This window comes from Wolbachia endosymbiont (group A) of Andrena helvola (assembly GCF_964028415.1).
In the GTDB taxonomy this organism is placed as follows: domain Bacteria; phylum Pseudomonadota; class Alphaproteobacteria; order Rickettsiales; family Anaplasmataceae; genus Wolbachia; species Wolbachia pipientis.
Genome location: NZ_OZ034779.1, coordinates 152,206 through 171,099 on the forward strand (window position 1 = coordinate 152,206; position 18,894 = coordinate 171,099).

At 35.5% G+C, this 18,894-nt stretch carries 22 protein-coding genes and 2 tRNA genes; 6 read left to right on the top strand and 18 right to left on the bottom strand.

Going from position 1 to position 18,894, the window contains the following annotated elements:
* Positions 1-11: 11 nt before the first annotated feature.
* Both nuoF and ABWU73_RS00835 read right to left on the bottom strand, forming a co-directional pair.
* Positions 12-1,265: an NADH-quinone oxidoreductase subunit NuoF gene (gene nuoF / locus ABWU73_RS00830; protein WP_264329453.1), complete on the bottom strand. Its 1,254-nt coding sequence runs from the start codon at positions 1,263-1,265 to the stop codon at positions 12-14.
* 19 nt (positions 1,266-1,284) lie between these two features.
* Positions 1,285-1,357 (bottom strand) — tRNA-Lys (locus ABWU73_RS00835).
* Between the two features lie 341 nt (positions 1,358-1,698).
* On the opposite strand from ABWU73_RS00835, the gene ABWU73_RS00840 reads away from it, so the two are divergent.
* Together ABWU73_RS00840 and ABWU73_RS00845 are read left to right on the top strand one after the other, a co-directional pair.
* Positions 1,699-1,774 (top strand) — tRNA-Ala (locus ABWU73_RS00840).
* A 212-nt stretch (positions 1,775-1,986) separates the two neighbouring features.
* A complete protein-coding gene (locus ABWU73_RS00845; protein ID WP_341810263.1) occupies positions 1,987-3,489 on the top strand; it encodes a magnesium transporter MgtE N-terminal domain-containing protein in 1,503 nt (500 codons plus the stop codon).
* Between the two features lie 85 nt (positions 3,490-3,574).
* Here the strand turns inward: ABWU73_RS00845 and ABWU73_RS00850 are convergent, their stop codons facing one another.
* On the bottom strand, positions 3,575-4,663 hold the full coding sequence (locus ABWU73_RS00850) for an IS481 family transposase (protein WP_264329420.1): 1,089 nt from the start codon (positions 4,661-4,663) through the stop codon (positions 3,575-3,577).
* Positions 4,664-4,778: 115 nt separating this feature from the next.
* Between ABWU73_RS00850 and ABWU73_RS00855 the strand changes: the two genes are divergently transcribed.
* Together ABWU73_RS00855 and ABWU73_RS00860 are read left to right on the top strand one after the other, a co-directional pair.
* On the top strand, positions 4,779-5,084 hold the full coding sequence (locus ABWU73_RS00855) for a hypothetical protein (RefSeq protein WP_264329450.1): 306 nt from the start codon (positions 4,779-4,781) through the stop codon (positions 5,082-5,084).
* Between the two features lie 99 nt (positions 5,085-5,183).
* Positions 5,184-5,618, top strand: coding sequence for a hypothetical protein (locus ABWU73_RS00860; RefSeq protein WP_209472434.1), 435 nt, complete (start codon positions 5,184-5,186; stop codon positions 5,616-5,618).
* 70 nt (positions 5,619-5,688) lie between these two features.
* Here the strand turns inward: ABWU73_RS00860 and ccmE are convergent, their stop codons facing one another.
* From ccmE to ABWU73_RS00900, 8 genes are read right to left on the bottom strand one after another with little or no spacing between them, the layout of a single operon-like run.
* Positions 5,689-6,081, bottom strand: coding sequence for a cytochrome c maturation protein CcmE (gene ccmE, locus ABWU73_RS00865; RefSeq protein WP_174515681.1), 393 nt, complete (start codon positions 6,079-6,081; stop codon positions 5,689-5,691).
* Complete coding sequence (locus ABWU73_RS00870; protein ID WP_209472432.1) at positions 6,065-6,202, bottom strand: hypothetical protein; 138 nt, start codon at positions 6,200-6,202, stop codon at positions 6,065-6,067. The genes ccmE and ABWU73_RS00870 overlap by 17 nt, the downstream gene beginning before the upstream one ends.
* Positions 6,199-7,071 (bottom strand): biotin--[acetyl-CoA-carboxylase] ligase, encoded by an 873-nt coding sequence (locus ABWU73_RS00875; RefSeq protein WP_209472430.1) that lies wholly within the window; start codon positions 7,069-7,071, stop codon positions 6,199-6,201. The genes ABWU73_RS00870 and ABWU73_RS00875 overlap by 4 nt, the downstream gene beginning before the upstream one ends.
* 4 nt (positions 7,072-7,075) lie before the next feature.
* Positions 7,076-8,461, bottom strand: coding sequence for an NADH-quinone oxidoreductase subunit N (locus ABWU73_RS00880; protein ID WP_209472428.1), 1,386 nt, complete (start codon positions 8,459-8,461; stop codon positions 7,076-7,078).
* Positions 8,458-9,900, bottom strand: coding sequence for a NuoM family protein (locus tag ABWU73_RS00885; RefSeq protein ID WP_264329448.1), 1,443 nt, complete (start codon positions 9,898-9,900; stop codon positions 8,458-8,460). Before ABWU73_RS00885 ends, ABWU73_RS00880 begins: the two co-directional genes overlap by 4 nt.
* 3 nt (positions 9,901-9,903) lie before the next feature.
* Positions 9,904-11,751 (bottom strand): NADH-quinone oxidoreductase subunit L, encoded by a 1,848-nt coding sequence (gene nuoL, locus ABWU73_RS00890; protein WP_022626390.1) that lies wholly within the window; start codon positions 11,749-11,751, stop codon positions 9,904-9,906.
* A 4-nt stretch (positions 11,752-11,755) separates the two neighbouring features.
* Positions 11,756-12,064, bottom strand: a complete 309-nt coding sequence (gene nuoK, locus ABWU73_RS00895) for an NADH-quinone oxidoreductase subunit NuoK (RefSeq protein ID WP_010962953.1) — start codon at positions 12,062-12,064, stop codon at positions 11,756-11,758.
* Positions 12,055-12,642 (bottom strand): NADH-quinone oxidoreductase subunit J, encoded by a 588-nt coding sequence (locus ABWU73_RS00900; protein ID WP_010962952.1) that lies wholly within the window; start codon positions 12,640-12,642, stop codon positions 12,055-12,057. Before ABWU73_RS00900 ends, nuoK begins: the two co-directional genes overlap by 10 nt.
* Positions 12,643-12,854: 212 nt before the next feature.
* Here ABWU73_RS00900 and ABWU73_RS00905 point away from each other — a divergent pair, with 212 nt between their 5' ends.
* Complete coding sequence (locus ABWU73_RS00905; protein WP_010082321.1) at positions 12,855-13,283, top strand: hypothetical protein; 429 nt, start codon at positions 12,855-12,857, stop codon at positions 13,281-13,283.
* Between the two features lie 127 nt (positions 13,284-13,410).
* Positions 13,411-15,327, top strand: coding sequence for an ATP-dependent helicase (locus ABWU73_RS00910; protein ID WP_264329447.1), 1,917 nt, complete (start codon positions 13,411-13,413; stop codon positions 15,325-15,327).
* Positions 15,328-15,481: 154 nt separating this feature from the next.
* On the opposite strand, the gene ABWU73_RS00915 is transcribed toward ABWU73_RS00910, so the two are convergent.
* From ABWU73_RS00915 to ABWU73_RS00945, 7 genes are all read right to left on the bottom strand, one after another.
* Positions 15,482-15,694, bottom strand: a complete 213-nt coding sequence (locus tag ABWU73_RS00915) for a hypothetical protein (RefSeq protein WP_065094389.1) — start codon at positions 15,692-15,694, stop codon at positions 15,482-15,484.
* Between the two features lie 162 nt (positions 15,695-15,856).
* Positions 15,857-16,078, bottom strand: coding sequence for a hypothetical protein (locus ABWU73_RS00920; protein WP_353285491.1), 222 nt, complete (start codon positions 16,076-16,078; stop codon positions 15,857-15,859).
* Between the two features lie 25 nt (positions 16,079-16,103).
* Positions 16,104-16,256, bottom strand: a complete 153-nt coding sequence (locus tag ABWU73_RS00925) for a hypothetical protein (protein ID WP_353285492.1) — start codon at positions 16,254-16,256, stop codon at positions 16,104-16,106.
* Between the two features lie 15 nt (positions 16,257-16,271).
* Positions 16,272-16,475 carry an IS5 family transposase gene (locus ABWU73_RS00930; RefSeq protein ID WP_007549940.1) on the bottom strand — a complete coding sequence of 68 codons (204 nt, stop codon included), beginning with the start codon at positions 16,473-16,475 and terminating at the stop codon, positions 16,272-16,274.
* A 91-nt stretch (positions 16,476-16,566) separates the two neighbouring features.
* On the bottom strand, positions 16,567-17,733 hold the full coding sequence (locus tag ABWU73_RS00935) for an aspartate kinase (RefSeq protein WP_353285493.1): 1,167 nt from the start codon (positions 17,731-17,733) through the stop codon (positions 16,567-16,569).
* 92 nt (positions 17,734-17,825) lie between these two features.
* On the bottom strand, positions 17,826-18,026 hold the full coding sequence (locus tag ABWU73_RS08125) for a hypothetical protein (protein ID WP_010962949.1): 201 nt from the start codon (positions 18,024-18,026) through the stop codon (positions 17,826-17,828).
* A 133-nt stretch (positions 18,027-18,159) separates the two neighbouring features.
* Positions 18,160-18,849, bottom strand: coding sequence for a hypothetical protein (locus ABWU73_RS00945; protein WP_265017770.1), 690 nt, complete (start codon positions 18,847-18,849; stop codon positions 18,160-18,162).
* Positions 18,850-18,894 lie beyond the last annotated feature (45 nt).

The window sequence follows — 18,894 nt, forward strand, 5'->3', positions numbered from 1 at the left end:
TATAAGTAGAGTTAAACTATCGCTCTCTCTTTGATAACATGGCGAAAATGTCTTATTAATCCTTGAATCGGCCAAGCTGCAGCATCGCCAAGTGCGCAAATTGTATGTCCTTCTATTTGAGTTGTAAGGTCAAGCAGCTTATCTATTTCATCAGGCTTGATATCTCCTGCTACCATCCTCCTCATAATCCTCCACATCCATCCAGTACCTTCACGGCATGGTGTGCATTGTCCACAGGACTCATGCATGTAAAAGTGTGATAACCTCTCTATTGCAGCTATTATATCAGTTGATTTATCCATCACTATTACAGCAGCAGTACCAAGCCCTGATTGTGCAGTTCTTAATGAATCAAAATCCATTTCAATAGTATCACATATAGATTTTGGAATTAATGGCACTGAAGACCCACCAGGTATTACAGCAAGTAAATTATCCCAACCTCCTCGCACTCCACCTGCGTATTTTTCAATTAATTCACGTAATGGAATTCCGAGCTCTTCTTCAACATTACACGGGTTGTTTACGTGCCCTGAAATACAAAAGACCTTGGTACCAGTATTATTTGGTTTACCAAGAGATGCAAACCATTCTCCTCCGCGATTCAGAATATCTGGAACCATGGCTATAGTTTCAACGTTGTTTATTGTGGTTGGGCAGCCAAAAAGTCCAACACCTGCGGGAAATGGAGGCTTCATGCGAGGAAAGCCCTTTTTTCCTTCAATTGATTCGAGTTGAGCTGTTTCTTCCCCACATATGTAAGCTCCTGCGCCCCTATGGATAAACACATCAAGATCATAACCTGATTTGCAGGCATTTTTTCCAATTAAACCTTCTTTATAGGCTTCCTCAAGTGCTTTTTTTAGAACTAAATATTCATTATAAAATTCACCCCTGATATAAATATATGCAACTGATGCGCTGATCGCTTTGCCGGCCAGGAGAATTCCCTCAAGTAACTTATGTGGCTCATATCGCAATATATCTCTATCTTTACATGTACCAGGTTCTGACTCATCTGCATTGACTACTAAATATGCTTTTGGGAGATTTTTGGGCATAAAGCTCCACTTAAGGCCGGTGGAAAATCCTGCACCCCCTCGACCTCTCAAACCAGATTTCTTTACTTCATCAATGATCTTTTCTGATCCTAAATCCAGTAATTCCTTTGTTTTTTGCCAGCTACCACGTTTTTTTGCACCCTCAAGTAGTGGAGTTCCTTTACCATTTAGGTTGGTGAATATTTTGTCTTGTTCTTTTAGCATGTTTTTCAAAATTTGTGAGTGATCCCGACGCGATTCGAACGCGTGACCCACTGATTAAAAGTCAGTTGCTCTACCGGCTGAGCTACGGGATCATTTCATTTTTCAGCTATACTAAACATCAATACAGTTTTTATCCGTTTTAATCAAACTAAAATTTTCATGTGTGGTTAAATAAATTATATAATATACTGCGTTAGTGATAATTTAGTTAAAAAATCTATGAATAATTTAAAAAAATTTCCAAAGGAAAACTTCTTGTTAATTTTCAGTTCACAGATTTATTTGGATGGTGTGACGTATAACGCTAAGGAGACAAAAAAATAGAGAAGTGTGTACACCCTGCAGAATTTGTACACTATTTAGCAATAGCCTAATAGATAAATATTTCTTGCATTTCAGCCTGAGTGATTTATGCTTTAAGCAAGAATTACCTGGGGGTATAGCTCAGCTGGTAGAGCATCTGTTTTGCACGCAGAAGGTCAGCGGTTCGATCCCGCTTGCCTCCACCAGTCTATACAGCTCTAGCCGCCACAAAACCTGTCAAAGCAGCTTATTTTAATCTATGAGGATTTTATACTATTTCCCTGAAAATCTCTATTTCTTTTCGTAACTTTTCTCTACACAAGTAATGTTGGTTATTACAATTGTAATATATACTAACTTAACAATAAATTAATCAATAAATGTTAGAATACTAACAATTAATTTATTGGTAACGCCTATGAGTGGAAAAAAGCATGTTTTTAAGATGATACCTGGAAAAGAGGTGTTTAGAAAAACCCCGACTACAAGGATAAAGTGGCCTGAAGGTAATGATCCTACAATGCCTATTAAAAAAGTTGAGCTTGTATCGCTGGATGATAAAAACGATGTAGTACTAGGCTTATTGCCTATAAAACTTTGCAGCAGTTCTTGCCTAGACAGTTACATATGTCTGGAGGAAGAAAATGAAGGAAATCTGGTAGCCAAAGATTATAAAAGTGATTCTAACTTAGATTATGTAAAAAGTAACCATACATTTGTATATTACGGTAATGAGTTGGCTAAGTTATCATATACAAGAGAGCTTGTGCAGCCTTTCAAAACTATGTGTAGCAGTTCTATTAAATCAAAAAAATTGGAATACAAATATGTAACATGGGAAGATTCAGATACTGGCAACAATAAATATTATTTTTCAGACGAGGCAGGAAATATAATCGATTCACCTGACAATGAGGTATTACAAGACATTATGTTATACTACGGTGAGAGACATATAAGAGATGTGCTACTGTTGCTATCAAACGCGTTTACTAAAGTTTTTATTCAGGGCCTAACAGACGGCCAACTAAAAACTCTTGCCAATACTCTTAGTAACGAGCAACTGCAAAAAATAATTCCTGAACTGAGCTCAAGCCAGTTGCAGGCCTTAGCAGAGAACTTAACAGATGAACAACTCCAAGCTTTAGTGGATCATCTAACCAATCACCAGCTAAAAACCCTCGCTCAGGAACTAAATCCAGAAAAGTTACAAATAATTGTTCCTATTTTAAATGATACTCAGCTTGAAGCTCTAGTGAGAAAATTAAATTCAGAGCAAGTAAAAGAAATTTTACCTCACTTAAAAGTGGATCAGTTCAAAGCACTTATTAAAACTTTAAATGACGAGCAATTTACAGTGCTTGCAAAAGACTTGGCTGAGCACCACTTGACAATACTCTCCAAAGAATTAGAAGGTGATCAGTTGAAAGCTTTAGTAAATAGTCTGCAAGAAGACCAACTGAAAGACTTAGTTAATAAGCTTGATCCTGAGAAACTCGAAGCAATTGCTCAGGATTTAACTGATTCTAATAGGATCCAGATTATCATTAAGTCTTTAGTTGATAACCCAGACAAACTTCAAGCTTTTGCTCGCAATATGTCTAATGAGCAGTTTAAAGAACTTTTGGATAACGTAGGTGCAGAAGAGCTTAAAGAGATTATTCACAAACTGCCTTATGAGAAAGTGACAGCTGTGATTGGTGATCTCAGCAATCAAGATCAGTCTAAAGCTATTATTGATGCATTAAAAGGGAAACTTGATGAACAAAATGAAAAACAAAAGGAAATCCTTGAGCTGATTAAGAAACTTGGAGATTCTGCTGATGAACCTAAATGGGAGGGCCCTCTTCAAAACGCCAATGCTGAACTAATGGTAATGGAAGAGTACTTTCAGACTGGATACGAAGTATTGTTGAGCTAAATATTTATGGGTTTGAAAAGAGCTTTTTATATTTCTATAGTTGATTTTATTTGTAATAGTTCAGACTTGATCTGACAGGCGTGAATTAACTGACAGAAGAATTGACAAAGTCAAAACCAAAATCAGCATCCTGTTTAATGCTATCAATATTTTTCTGATAAGCAATATGCATACTATCAAAAAAGGTTTGCATAGGTGTCTTACCATAGCAATATTTACCTGAATGCGGTCGAGATCTATTGTAAGAATGCACCCAATGGTCTACATCTAGCTGAAGCTCTGCCAAAGAGGTGTAAATTTTCTTTCTGAAGATAATATTGTAGCATTCATCTTGCATAGTTCTGTGGAACCTTTCACAGATGCCATTAGTTTGTGGAGAACGAGCTTTGGTTCGAGAATGATCAATATTTTCTACCCCCAAATACAGCTGGTAAGCGTGATTTTCAGGTCTGCCACAGTACTCTGTACCACGATCCGTCAAAATGCGTAGCAATGATACTTTCTGTTCATCAAAAAACGGTATCACCCTATCATTGAGAAGGTCTGCAGCTGTAATAGCAGTCCTTTCTGTATAAAGCTTAGCAAAAGCAACTCTAGAGTAGGTATCAACAAAGGTTTGTTGGTAAATTCGTCCAATACCTTTGATATTACCCACATAATAGCTATCTTGGCTACCCAAGTATCCTGGATGTTCTGTTTCAATTTCTCCATGGGCCTCTTTTTCTTCCTTAGCCTTCTCTAGAGCTGTTATCTGCTCTTCTGTTAAGATAATGCCATCTTGAGCTACTTTTGCTTCTAATGCCTTTAACCTCTTTTTGAAATTCTCAAGATCGTTTCTTTGCCACACTGATCTTATTCCACTTGCAGAGATGAGAATTCCTCTCTTTTTCAGTTCGTTTGCTGCTCTTTCTTGTCCATACGCTGGAAATTCTATTGCTATTTCAATTACTGCTTTTTCTATATCCTCCGATACCCTATTTGCATATAATGGCTTGCTTTTGCTTATCTCGTGTAAAGCCTCTTCTCCTCCTTTTTCATACAGTTCTTTGAAGCGGTAAAATGTATCCCTTGAATATCCCATTACCTTACACGCCTGTGATACATTTCCTAATTGCTTTGCAAGTTCTAGCAATCCCAACTTTGGTTTTAGTATTTTTTCTTGTGTTGTACTCATATCTGACACTCCTTTAAAATTTATTCATATTTTTATCTTACTTTGTTCGCCTGTCAGATCAAGTCTGAACTATTACATTTTATTTGAAATTTTAAATTTTAATGAGGTAGTTTATATGGCCAATGAACCAAAAATTATAAGTAAAGTTACCCTTGCAAAACCGACAAATTACGAAACGAATAAAGATAAAAATGCGAAAGTTAGTTATACTCATAGTGTTATTGATAAACTGATTGAAAGTATGAATGACGGACTTGTTGTGCAAGTAAATACTAACTTGCATGGAGAACAAGAAAAAGTCAATCAACTGATTGAAGACGTTGGTAATGTAGATAGTGGTTTAGTACAGAGCCTGAATAACTTACAGACAAGAGTAAAAGAATTAGAAGACAATACCACTAGTGAACCAGATTGGGGTTAAACTGGAAAGAGTAATAGTCTCTAGGCTATTACTTTCTCCACATACCATTTCAATGTAGCTGAGTTGATTTTAAAAGTATAATTTTTTATAGAAGTTAATATGAGTAATTACAGTGTAAAAGAAAGCGAAAGCAACTTTGAATTAATAAGCGAAATAGGCGGAGATAACCCTAGAGTAATAGACGACATAGAGGTCAAAATTAAGCCTAAATCTTTTGAGAGCGATAAAGAAAAGAATGCATCGGTCAATTACGTTCACAAAATTCTAGATAAACTAATCGCAGATTTAAACGACACATTTGTTCCTAAATTGAATAATGAGCTGAAGGATCGTCAAGATGAAGTGGATCTATTGTATAAAGATTTAGATAGGCTTGAGATGATAGCTATAGAGGCTGAGAAGGATTATAAAATTTTGGAAGGAAACCTTAACAACCTAAAAGAAGAGGTTGAAAAATTAAAAACAGGAACAATTGGTGGTGATAATATGATGAATGGGAAGCACCAACTCACTCTGATATATTGTAGTAGTTAGGAAAGTCACAGCTTGCTAGCAGGCTGTTACTCTCTCTACATACTATTTCAATATAGCCAGATTAAGGAATCTATTTTAAAACTTTCGGCATATAGTTCTCATCATGTTTTGCAAACACCGTATCTGCAAGAAAGGTATTATTATCAGACATTTTACCTTGCACAACAACACCACTTTTTTCTGAAAACATCGGTGGAAGTATTCCCTGGTATTTTACCACAACGCTTTTGTTAAAATCTGTCATTTGAAAAACTACTTCACTTTCGCTCCGTATCACACTATCTTCAACAACCATTCCACCAACACGGATTGGCTTTTGACTATTTGGTAAAACTATTGCCTCACTTACTGTATAGAAAAATGAGATATTTTCTTTGAGCGTTGTTAAAATAAAAAAGACTATGCAGCTTAAAAAGCAGAAAATTCCTGAAGTTATAAGTAATCGCTTATGTTTCTTCTTCATTATTATCTTTCAGGCTTTCTAGAATTTTTTTACTTTTAGTATAGCAAGAAATGGTAAAAATTAGCTCTCCAACAATCAGCGTGAAACTAATAAGGTAAGCAAAAATTACATATGTATTCATAATGCACTGCCAATAAATAACTCACCTGCATCAAAATAAATTAAGCTTCCATCCTTTTGCTGCAACACCAATTTACCACTTTTATCTATATCAGCAAAAATTCCTTCATACAATTTGTCAGCTAACTTTACACTGATTTGCTCATTCATTTTGAATGCTTTTTTTAACCACATTTCTCTTATAGCATAAAACCCATCAAATAGCCATTGCTTTCTTAGCTTATTAAAATTTATTATTAATTCCTTTAACAGATCTATGTTAGACACAGACTCACCGTAATTGCTAATGCACGTTGTTCCTGGAAGTGGTGCATGACTGACATTAATTCCAATTCCTATAATGAGCCAATTCGAATTGGATCTTTTTTCAAGCAATATTCCACTTATTTTCTTGCCATCAATAAGGGCATCATTTGGCCACTTATACTGGAGATTTAGACCATTTATAAATGACAGTATAGTATTTCCAACAGCAAGAGCAGTAACAAAAGTCAATTCTGTTAATTTGCTAACATCCGCAATTTTATTCACCAAACCCTTCTCTGTCATCCCAATGCCCTCTGATGTCATCCCAGTGCTTGACACTGGGATCCATTCTTCTTTTTTTCTAGATTCCAGCGTCACGCGCTGGAATGACACCGAAAGCTGGCTTTCATTCAGATAATCGTTAAAGAGGTTTATCACCAAACTCGCATAAAAATTACCCTCTGGAGAAACCCAACTTTTTCCGGTGCGCCCCCTGCCTTCTGTTTGTTTATCGGCAATAATAACGGTTTCATTTGATATTCCTTTATCAATTAAATCCAACGCTTCTTTATTAGTGCTTGAAACTTCTTTGTAATGATGAATATGAAAGCCCTCAGGGATCACCTTGTCAGCCCTTTAGTTCAATGAGTGAGTAAAGATCTTCTACATACAAGAAAAGAACGAGGTTGATCAGTGAAGCCACTGAAGTGATAATGAATAGACCCTTAGAATAAGCAACCTTATTACCACTAGCTTTATCAAAATACATAACTTTCATGATATTTAAATAATAGTAGCATGATATCACACTCGCTATTACAAGGATCAAGGACAGGCTGATAAAGCCAGAATTTATTAAACTTTTGAATATAAAAAATTTAGCGAAAAACCCAGCAAGTGGAGGTATTCCCGACATTGAGAGTAACAGCACAGAAAGATGAAATGCTACAATTGGGCGTTTCTTCCCTATACCAGATAAATTTGCAATATCACAATCGTCATCGTCAATTTGTACGAGATATGAGAATAGCCCTATGCTTGTGATGATATATATCACCAGATACATTAAGGCACTATCTGTTCCTGCTTGTGTAAAAATAGAAAGTGAAGCAAATATAAAACCAATGTGACCAATTGAACTGTAAGCAAGCAGCCTTTTTAAGTTTTGCTGACGTAAGGCCCCAAAAGCTGAGATAAGCACAGACAATGCTGAAACGTATAAGAAAATAGGCTGAACATAACTTTTTACATTTACTAACTCTTCATTCATCAATCGAATTAAAAATGTTACAAGTGCAGCTTTTGGGGCCGTAGAAAAAAACGCAGTTACTATGGTAGGTGCACCTTGATAGACATCTGGAGCCCACATATGAAAAGGAGCAATAGCAAGCTTGAAACACAAACCAATTAGGACAAAGACTAACCCAAAAACTATTCCATAAGTTATCTGATGGTTTTGCAAGAATGAACCGAGCTCAGAGAAATTGACTTGTCCTGTATATCCATAAAGCAGCGACATTCCATATAGCATAATGCAGGAAGATAATGCACTGAGTGTAAAATATTTCACTCCTGCTTCACATGAATAAATCGAATCTTTATTAAAGCTCGCAAGAACATACAAAGATATACTCATCAACTCAAAAGCTAAATAAAAAGAAATCAGACTATTTGCTGAAACCAAAGTTATCATGCCAAATAGCGCAAAAAGAATCAGCATTGAAAATTCATACTTATAGTCATATTTTGATAAATTCAGCATCAAAAGTATTAAAATTCCTGTGCTGAGAATTAACCCTTGGGCTGACCTGATGTATAAATTGAGTTTTAACAACGAATTAAAGAGAAAAATTTCATTGTTTTCTGCCGAAAGAATTAAAATAATCAAAGTTACCACTGTGCAGCCAAGTGCTAATAAGTTGATAGTTCTGCGGTTAAATATAATCCCAAGCAGCAGCAACACTAACGAGGAGATAATAGAGAACGTTTCCGGCAATATCTGTATATAATTCATAGCGCATTATATTTGACTAACAAATTTGCCATACATGGCTTCAAATAATTCAGTGCAAGGGTTGGGTAAAATCCAAGCAAAATAACAAACACTGCAAGCAGAATTAAGACAGAAAATTCTATGCTATCCAAACGGTTATTTAATAATTTAGAATAGCTAACCCCCCATATTATTTGCTTACATAAATTCAGCATATAAACTGCGCTTAAAATAGTGCCAAGTGCGATAAATCCTGTAAAAAACCCTATGCTCTTAAACATTCCAACCATAGCCAAAAACTCACCTGCGAACCCAGATGTTCCAGGTAGCCCTATTGAAGCCATTGAAAATAAAATGAACATAAAACCAAATTTTGGCATTGTGTTTACTATGCCAAAATATTTTGCAATCTCCAAAGTTCCAGTTCGAGTATATAGCATTCCAACACATAAAAATAAAGCAGCAGAAATAAGGCCATGACTAATCATTTGAAATATGCTACCCAGTACTCCTTCCTCACAAAATGAAAAGAGGCCAGCAGTAACGATCCCCATATGTGCTATTGAAGAATAAGCTATTAACTTCTTTATATCATCTTGAGCAAACGCAACTAGAGAAGCATATATCACCGCAATAATGCTCAGCACAACAACGAAATTTGAAAAATACAAACTTGCCTGAGGAAGCATTGGAATAGAAAACCTTAAAAATCCATATCCCCCCATTTTAATAAGCAAGCCAGCTAAAATCACAGATCCAGAAGTTGGTGATTGCACATGTGCATCAGGAAGCCAAGTGTGAAATGGAAACATCGGTACTTTTATTGCAAAAGAAATAAAAAATGCAATCCACAGCAATGACTGCACTTCAAGATCAAGGCTTGGCACTAATGTAGCTAATTTTTGTATATTAAACGTTCCAAAAATGTTATAGATGTAAACCAATCCAAGTAGAAATAATAATGAGCCAGTTAATGTATAAAGAAACAACTTAAACGTTGCATATACCCTGTGTTTTCCTCCCCAGATGCCAATAATAAAGAACATTGGTATTAAAACAGCTTCAAAAAACACATAAAAGCTTATAGCATTCAGTGAAACGAAAAAACCGACTACAAAACTCTCAAGCAGTAGAAACAATGCCATATAGGCTTTTAGGGTCGTATAACTCATTTTGCAGTTGTAGAGTATACAAATTACAAACAAGAAAGTTGTAAGCAGAAGGAAAAGCAACGATATACCATCTATCCCTATTCCAACATTTCTAATTGGGTAGCTGACAAACTGAAGGTCCGCATTGTTATAATCAAATTCTATACAAGCTACAATGCTAAGCAAAAATGGAAGTACAGCAAAAAATAGAGCAAGGAATCTTAAGTGTATAGATTGATGATTAATCCTGATTAAGGATAAAATCAACGCTCCTATCAGTGGAAGCAAGAATATACTAAGTAACAACACCTTCTATTTAATTCCAATAATATATAAAGCACCGATTATTAGAGTAACAAACATAATAAATGCATAATCAAATATATAACCAGTTTGTAACTTTATAGAACTTTTTGAACATTCATTAACCAACCTTACAACACCATTTGGTCCAAATGAATCAATAGCCTTAACATCAAACTTCCATAGAAGCCTAGATATAAACCTTATCGGTGCAATTATAACAAACTCATACACCTCATCAAAGTACCATTTATTCTGCAAAAACTTAAGTAAAAATTTACTCTTAATTTGCCTAATTACTTGATATTGGTAAATTAGGTACGCAAGTGCTATTCCACTTAGGCTTGCTAAGGTTGGCAGTAGTTTTATAAAGAAATTATGAACTCCATGCTCATCAATCATCACTAAACTTGATTTCCAAAACGCATTACTAGTTATGTTCAAAATATTTGCTCCCCATATTCCAGAAAATACTGATCCAAAAGCGAGTATCAGTAATGGTATAAGCATAATCTTTGGTGCCTCGTGTATATTAATTTTACTTTGTTTTTGGCTGTGGAACACAAGAAGCAATAACCTCCAAGAGTAAAACGCTGTGAAGAATGCAACAACTAAGCTTATTACAAAAGCAAAGCTATCCGTGCTATAAGCATGTTCAATTATCAAATCCTTTGAATAAAAACCTGCAAATGGGAATATCCCAGAAAGCGCAAGAGATCCAATCCACATGAGAGCGTAAGTGCAAGGGATTTTCTTCCAGCAATTTCCCATTTTCTGAATGTTTTGCTCATGATGCATTGCATGAATCACATTGCCAGCACCAAGAAATAGTAGAGCTTTAAAAAAAGCGTGTGTCATTAAATGAAAAATAGCAACATTGTAAGCAGAAAGCCCACATGCCATGAACATATAACCAAGTTGACTGCAGGTTGAATAAGCAATTATTTTCTTTATATCGTTCTGAGTAATTGCAACGGTGGCTGCAAAAAAAGCAGTGAGTGCTCCAACGATAACTATTAATTCTCGTGCCACATTTGATAACTCAAACAATGGAGAACACTTTGCTACTAAAAATATACCTGCTGTTACCATCGTTGCTGCGTGAATAAGTGCAGAAACAGGAGTTGGCCCTTCCATTGCATCTGGCAACCAAACATGTAAACCAAGCTGTGCAGATTTACCCATACAGCCAATAAAAAGTAATATGCATATTATATGAGTTACTTTGAATTCACAGCAGAATGCCCTAATGTTCTGCGTGCCAAGAAGATCAGTTGTGTCAAAAACTTCAGTAAAATTCAAAGAGTGAAATGTATAATAAATAAGAAAGATTCCAATCAATAGTGCAAAGTCTCCTACCCTATTCACAACAAATGCTTTAATTGCTGCATTATTTGCAGAATATTTTTGGAACCAAAATCCTATGAGTAAATAAGAACATAGGCCAACCCCTTCCCAGCCAAAAAAAAGCTGCACGAAATTATCGCTTACAACCAGCACAATCATGCAAAACGTAAATAGCGATAGGTAAGAAAAAAACCTCGACTTCCCCTTATCATGCTCCATATAACCGATAGAGTAGAGATGTACTACCAGTGAAACGGTGGTAATAACAATAAGCATTAAGGATGAGAGAGCATCCACACTAATTGCCCAATTTACTTTTAAGATGCTCAATGAAAACAAAGGAAATAAACTCAAGTGATAATTTTCAGAGAAGGTGAGAAAAACATACCAAGATAAAACTGCAGATATTCCAATCCCTGCCGTTGTAACTAACTGACTTTTTCTAAAAAGTGCTGCAAATAGCGAACCAAAAAGTGGCAGAAATACTATTAATTTCAGTATATCCATCATACTTTCATTCTTTCATTAAATTTGCTTGTTCAACATCTATATTGCCACGGCTTCTATAATATACAACCAATATTGCAAGCCCAACTCCTGACTCTGCTGCCGCAACAGTCAACACAAACATCACAAAAATTTGCCCAACTATATCATTCATAAAGGCAGAAAAAGCAACTAGATTGATGTTAATCGCCAACAATAATATTTCTATTGATAACAATATATTGATTATGCTCTTACGGTTGATGAAAATACCGCACACCCCAACAGTGAACAAAATAGCAGCAACTATCAAAAAATGATTTAATCCTATTTCCATTCCACTCCTTTTCCAAATTTAGCCTTAACCAATTTTACAGATGAAGATTGCGTCAATTGCTTTAATACATTCTGTTTTTTAACTCCTTTTTTCTTGTCCTGCAAAGTAAGAGCAATTGCACCGACAATTGCAACAAGTAGCAAAATTCCAGAAAGATGAAAAGCGTACATGTAGTCAGTGTAGAGCAAATTACCGATAGCTTTCACGTTATTGGCATTATAGTTTATAACATTACTTATATTCAGCGTTGAGCTGCGGATTACAAAACTGATAATCAAAAAAAACACACCACACAATATAGCACCAAGAGTGAAATGCTTCGCAAAACCCTGGCGCAATCTTATGTAGTCAATATCGAGCATCATAACTACAAAGAGGAACAACACTGCAACTGCACCGATGTATACTATCAGTACCATCATAGCGATGAATTCAGCTCCAAGGAGAATGAAAAGCACTGCAGAGTTAACGAAGGTGAAAATTAAAAATAATACTGCATGCACAGGATTTCTTACACTAATTACGCATACAGCAGATAAAATGCTAAGAATTGCAAAAAAATAAAAGAAAAAAGGCATTGATACTTTAACTGCAACAATAGTTACTAATTTAAAGTGACTATCGTTGTAAAGTCAATATTATATTAAACGTTTGAAAACATTGTACTACAAAGCTCCAGCTCCATTTTAAATTATTATACAGAGCGCTTTCTAAGTGCTTAATCAATACACTAAATCCTTAATTTATCAATATATAATATGTGTATGTTAGTAATTAATGGCGGCTCAAAATGTACAACATATTTGGTTATTTTAAAAGCAACAATAGTTCTAACGCACAAAGTAGCAGACTAGATGGAGAAAGTTATCAATACACCACAAGAGACTATATGACAATTTACTTTAATAACACACTAGCAAGTTTCAGTAGATCATTGAGAGAATTTAAAGAAAAAGCGTATGGATTTATGTATGATATCGGAACTTGGTTGAAAGAAACATATGAAAATCTCACTGAACGACCTGCAACGCATAATCGCTATACCCCAAAAGAAAAACCCCTTGTTGAAGTTGAAGAAATAGAAATGAAGGAACTAAACCGTACATATAAGCCATTCCAAACTCCACTTATCCACCCAACAAGCAGAAGTTCTGGTGCCAATACCTCAAATCAAGTTGTTGTTACTCGACATACACCTGAAACTACTAAAACAAAATAGATGTAAAACCTACGTTTAAATATGTAGTACTTGAGTGAAGCATTCTTTAACTGTTCTATTCAATAAAACCTTTACAATATTTCAATCATAGGTTTAACTTTACGAAGTTATAATCTATAGGGCTACGATGAACGATTATCTCTCACTGCTAAATCCAGAACAACAATCAGCTGTAACTAACATAGATGGACCAGTTTTGATACTGGCAGGAGCCGGGACGGGAAAAACAAGAACGATTACTTCAAGAATAGCACACATAATTAGAAACGGTCACGCTTATTCTGATGAGATATTAGCAGTTACATTTACAAATAAAGCAGCAAATGAGATGGTATCAAGGGTACTTGAGCTAACGGGCACAAACATACCATGGCTTGGCACTTTCCATGCAATTGCAGCAAAAATCTTGCGCCTGCACGCAGAAATTGTGGGCTTAAACCCCAATTTTACAATCATTGGTGTGGATGACCAATTACAGGTAATAAAAAATATTATCAATGAAATAAATCCTGATTACCTATCAGAAAAATGTAAGACCATTATGAATATTATTCAGCAATGGAAAGAGAAGTGCTTATTGCCATCTGAAGTGGAAGATATTCAATCATTTAGGCCAGTATATGTAACTGCACTCAAAGTCTATCACCAGTATCAGGAAAGGTTGAAATTCCTTAATTCTGTCGATTTTGGTGACTTATTGCTATATAACATACAGCTCTTTAATCAAAAGACCGAAGTTCTGTCCTACTACCAAAACAAGTTTAAATATGTTATGGTAGATGAATATCAAGATACAAATGCGATACAATATCTTTGGCTAAAATACCTTGCAAAAGAGCACTCAAATATTTGCTGTGTAGGAGATGATGACCAGTCGATATATAGTTGGCGTGGTGCAGAAGTTGAAAATATTTTGAAGTTTTCTGATGATTTTAAAAATGCAAAAACCGTTAAACTAGAGTGTAACTACAGGTCAACATCCCACATACTTGCAACTGCGTCATATGTTATCAATCACAATAAGACTCGCTTAGAAAAAAAATTGTGGACAACAAACATTGAAGGGGAAAAGGTAAATCTAATAAAATTATGGGATGGGAAAGCTGAAGCAAGGTTCATAAGCGAACAGATATTAAAGCTCAATAAATACAGATTTAGTGACATTGCAGTGCTGGTAAGGGCCACTTTTCAAACTAGAGTTCTGGAAGAGTATTTTATAAAATATTCAATTCCCTACAAGATTATAAGTGGCGTAAAATTCTACGAACGTCAGGAAGTCAGGGATATAATTGCATATTTAAGACTTGTTACAAACAATAACGATGACTTAGCTTTCGAAAGGATAGTAAATCGGCCAAAAAGAAGCATAGGAGCTACAACTCTAAAGAAAATATACACGACTGCTCAGGATAACAAAATTTCTTTTTTTGAGGCAGCAAAAATATTAGTTAATAGTAATCAGGTAACCGAAAGAATTAAACTCTCACTCAACGATTTTTTAAATAAAATTAAAGCTTGGGAAGAAATAGTAAGCGTAAAACCACTGCATGAATTCGTTAAAATCGTAGCAAACCAATCAGGATATATTGAAATGCTTGAAAATGAGGAGGTAACAGGCTTAGCACGAATAGAAAATGTTAAAGAGCTCATCTCATCTTTAAAAAATTTCGATAATGCCACAACTTTCTTGGAGCATATAAGTCTGGTGATGGAAGTGGATAATATGAATAACGATGACACCGTATATGTTATGACTCTTCATGCAGCCAAAGGACTTGAATTCCCGTGCGTGTTTCTACCTGGTTGGGAAGAGGGATTATTTCCTCATCAAAGATCTTTTGATGACAAAAGTGGTAAAGCTTTAGAAGAAGAAAGGAGACTCGCATATGTTGGCATAACCAGAGCCAAAGAAAGGTTAATCATTTCATGTGCAGATAGGAGGGAAATTAACAACCAGTGGCAACTGATGCGCACTTCTCGGTTCATTAAAGAATTGCCAAGAGAAAATGTTGAGGTAATTAAAAGCAACATTGCCTACTGTTGAAGCTATAATTGCAGATAAACATATCTTACAAATCTGAATTACTTTAACTATATGTTTCTCCTGGCAAAAATTCTGTAACCGTTCACACTTAATTCTTCAATCTCATACCAATTTCTATTACATAACAAACAAATAGACAATAGAAGTGAGAAGGTTATACTAAGGCAGTATAATGATGGAGTTTTGGAATGGCATTGGTATCAGGTTGCAATTTTAGCTTACATTGTGCCAATCTTTCTTCAATTGCTGCTCGCATAAATTCTGCCTGTCTTTTAGTTCTGCAGTGCACTATCGCATCATCCACATATCTTTCAAATGGTACTGTTGGGTGATTTTGTTTCATCCATATATCAAATGCATGGTGCATAAATATGTTTGAAATGATTGGGCTTATTGAACCTCCTTGCGGAACTCCTTTTTTCCCTAACTACCTTACTGCCATCTGCTTGCTGAATAGGGGATTTCATCCACCTTTCAACATACAGTATGACCCATTTGCAGTCTGTGTGCTTCTTGATAGCCTGCAGTGCTAAATTGTGGTCCAGATTGTCGAAAAATCCTGTAACATCAACAGCTTTCTTGGTAATCGTATCCTGTCTCCAATAAACAGCGGTTTTGCTATGTATCCTTGATCAGCAAAAAACTTACGTAAAGTTGGAGCATTGTATTTAGCTTGAGTGAAAAGATTTAGAGCACCATCACGATCTTGAACACTTGCACTATGAACATCAGCCGCAATAATTAAGCCCACTGTATCTACAACAATATGACGTTTTCTACCCTTTATTTTTTTTCAGCATCATATCCTCTGGATCCTCTTTTTGAGTGGTTTTTACTGATTGACTGTCAATTATTCCTACTGAAGGTGTTTCATTTTTACCAAACATTTTTCTTACCTCTTTTACTAGCATATTATGTATTTTTTCCAATTTGCCATTACTACGTCACCTGAGAAAATAGTCATACACCGTCTTCCATGGAGGAAAATCTTTCGGCAGCATTCTCCATTGACAACCACCTCTCATTATATACCTTATTGCATTAATAATTGTTCTGATATTGTGCTTTCTTGGCCTCCCTATCTTTCCTTGTGCAACATGTGGCTCCAAAATTTCCCATTCCTTATCACTTATATCACTTGGATACAATTTTCCCTCCTATTTTTTACTTACACTATCATATTTTTTTCCTCATTCCTTTTTAAGACATACTCTTAGACAACTGGACGTCAAGCCTATCCTAGTGCTGCATATCAAGCTCATACTCAGTATGTAAATCTTTGACTAAAGCTACAGCGCATTCTTTTTGAACAATTATACTGATTTTGATTTCAGATGTTGTGATAGCAAGTATTTCTATCTTTTTTTCGCTTAAAACCTTGAGTGTGCGGTGCATCACTTCAGTGTTAGACATAACACCAATACCAATTATTGAAATTTTAGCTACATTATCGTTTATAGCATAATTTTCATTCTTATTCAGTAACTTTTCCATTAAATCAATATCAAATTTGGAGATAACAAAACTTGACCCATGTATCATATCAATTTTAACGTTTGCTCCTGCTATATCTCTTAAAGTACGCAAGTTATTTGCAAGGTTAGTGAAAGTTACAAGAGCTTCATTAGTGCTATAAGTTATTCCAGTAATTAAGTATCTCTCTAGTACATCCCTTTTGTGTAGCACTGTGGTGCCTTCTACTTCCTTAAAAGTGGATAGCACTTGCACTTTAATGTTATGTTTCATTGCAAGTTGTACTGAACGATTATGCAGTATTTTAGCACCAGATGACGACATTTCCAACATTTCATCGTAAGAGATAAATTTGAGCTTGCGTGCCTTTGGAACAATTCTCGGGTCTGCTGTATATATTCCATCAATATCAGTAAAAATTTCGCAAGTTCTAACACCAAAGGCTACCGCGAAGGCAACTGCTGATATATCAGAGCCTCCTCTTCCAAAAGTAGTGATTCTATCATCATTTATACCCTGAAAACCAGCAATGATCGCAGCAGTATAACCCTCAGCAAAAGATCTTTTCACACGTTCAATCTTTATTGTTTTTATTTTAGACTCAGAATAAAAATCATCAGTTATAATTGGTAACTGCCAGGCAAGCCACGATTTAGCATTAACTCCGATCGATTGGAGAGTGATAGCTAATAGACCGCAAGAGATTTGTTCTCCTGCTGAAAGCATAACGTCATACTCTGATAACTCTTGTCTATAACTTAAATTTGAGATTTGCCTAGCCTGAAAAACCATTTGGTCAGTAAATCCTGCAACAGCAGATACAACAACGATTACATTACAACCTTTCTCAATATCGTTTTTTATCAAATTTGCAACTCGGTTTAAATCAGTTAGCGAAGTCCCACCAAATTTTTTTATGATTATTTTGTCCATAGTTACAATATAACTCTCTTCTGAAGAAAAATATAGTTTTTGTAGAGATAGCAGCTTGCAAGCCATTCAGAAAAGGGAAGACAAAGCTATAGCTAACGCGTCATACCACGATTCATTCCATAGCTGTACGAACATTCATTTTTGAAGGTAAATTGCACAGCAAATGGTGTCATCCCAGTGCCTAGACACTGGGATCCAGAAGACTTAATTTCAACCAAGTGGCTGCATAATAAAGGCTGGATTCCAGTGCCAAGCACTGGAATGACACCCTCCCTTGTGGAAATTGCTCTCAAATCACAATGTTCGTACAGCTATGGATTCATTCGCGGTATAGATTCCGCTAACTAGTAGCGGAATGACGAATTTGTTGTTTTAAAATTGTCAGTAAATCTAAGTCAGTTTAGCTATATAGCACGAACTAAACCACTAAGCAGCAGAAGACCTTGCATGACCTCCAAAAAATGTTTTTACTCTTTCAAGATAAGTAAGTGGTTCTGCAGGAATTTCTATCTCGTCTATCTTATAAGATATTGCTGCATCTATGACTTCATCTGTTATTAATTCTCTTAGCCTTTGTTTTATTTGCCCTCTCCGAATATGTTCTCCATAGTCGTTATAAAACTTTACATATAATTCCTTAAACACAAATTCTTTTATAGCATCTCTTGTATAAGAAATGCCATCCTTTACTTCATCACTCACGCTGCTCAAATCCACCCCAGAACTTGGTGAATACAAATTATCAAAATTTTCTTTCAAAACTTTTATTTTATGGTAGTGCTTATCCACATATTTCTCAAGAAATCTTTTAGTAGCATCACTAGCCAACTTTCCTATTGGCTGAGGCTCTAGTTGAGCTGCAAAATTATTTTCCGCTTTAAGACCACTTAATGCATAAATGATACGGTTGAGCATTCCAGGACCACATTGGCGATTACTTTCCTCAAAGCGAACCAGTAATATAGACTTCAATAATTCTATATCTGCATTTTGCTTTCTTGCCGCAATTAAAACTAAATTTATAGCCTGTGTCAATGTCAATCCGGTTTGTGAATCTGCCCAATTTACCCACTCCCCAGTTTCATAACCATCCAATCTTAGATAAGGTTCTATCATTCGTTTTTGCTGACTTGTTAAGAGGTTGTCCGGAAACAAGTAAAA